The organism is Mitsuaria sp. TWR114 (assembly GCF_007997345.1).
In genome coordinates this window covers 1-1,266 of record NZ_VOSR01000841.1, presented here as the reverse complement: position 1 = coordinate 1,266, position 1,266 = coordinate 1, and the positions used below count along the sequence as shown (strand labels likewise).

Genomic DNA, 1,266 nt, shown 5'->3' with positions numbered 1-1,266 from the left:
AGCAGGATGTGCAGCCCGGCGCGCTGGCGATGGCGATCGCGCGGATCCGCGCGGTGCTGCAGGGGGCGCTGCCGCCCTCGGTCGAGATCATCCGCACCTACCACCGCGTCGGTTACCGCTTCGTCGCCGCACTGGAGTGAGCAGACCCGGCGCGAACCTCCCATGAGTTCCTTCCGTGTGGGCACGGACGCGCCCCGCCCCGCCGTCACGGCCCTGATCGAGGCCTTCCGACGCGACGGCCACCGCCATGCGCTGCTCGACCCGCTGGCGACGAGCTCGCGGGTGCGACCGCCCCGCCCTGCCGACTTCGGCCTGGCGCCGGGCGATGCGCTGACCGGCGACGGCGGTTCGGTGATGGGCGCGACCGATGTCGAAGCGCTGTTCGCCCGGCTGCGGGCGATCTACTGCGACACCTTGACGCTGGACGCCTCGGCCGTGCGCAGCGCCGAGCGACGCGACTGGCTGCAGCGCCGGATGGAGTCGGACCGGCCGGTGCTGACCGGTCCGGAGGCGGCCACGCTGCTGCGCCGCCTGGCCAATGCGCAGGCCTGGGAACGGCATGTCGCGCGCCTGCATCCGCAGGCCAAGCGCTTCTCGCTCGAAGGCTGCGAGGCGCTGCTGCCGCTGCTCGAGCAGGTGCTGGAGACGGCGGCCGCGCAGGGCGTGGACCAGGTCTTCATGGGCATGCCGCATCGCGGACGCGTCAACCTGCTCGCCACCCTGCTGGGGCATCCGGTCGCCGAGCTGCTGGACCACTTCGCGACCGAGCCGGTTCATCCGGAACGCCAGCGCGAGCTGGTCCACCAGCTGGGCGGCGACTATTGGCTGCACACCCCGCGAGGCGAATTGCGGGTCGCGCTCGCGAGCAACGCGTCCCACCTGCAGAGCGTCTATCCGGTGGTGCTCGGCCGGACCCGCGCGGCGCGCAGCGCCGACGGCCCGGGGCGTGAGCGCAGCATCGCCGTCGTGCTGCATGGCGACGCCGCCTTCGCGGGCCAGGGCGTGGTGATGGAGACGCTGGCGCTCGGCCTGCGGCCGGGTTACGAGGTCGGCGGCGTGCTGCACATCGTCATCAACAACCAGCTGGGCTTCACCGAACCCAACCGGATGGACCCGATGGCCGGGCGCTTCTGCACCGATCCGGTCCGGATGATCGATGCGCCGGTGCTGCGCGTCGGCGCCGACGATCCCGAGGCGGTGCTGCAGGCCGCGCGCCTGGCGGTGGACTATCGCGCCCGCTTCGCCGCCGACGTGGTGCTGGACCTG

General features: G+C 72.9%; 1 protein-coding gene. It reads left to right on the top strand.

What is annotated here, in order from left to right:
* Positions 1-162: 162 nt before the first annotated feature.
* The coding region (locus FUT87_RS24800) for a thiamine pyrophosphate-dependent enzyme (protein ID WP_255512017.1) at positions 163-1,266 on the top strand (1,104 nt) is incomplete at its 3' end.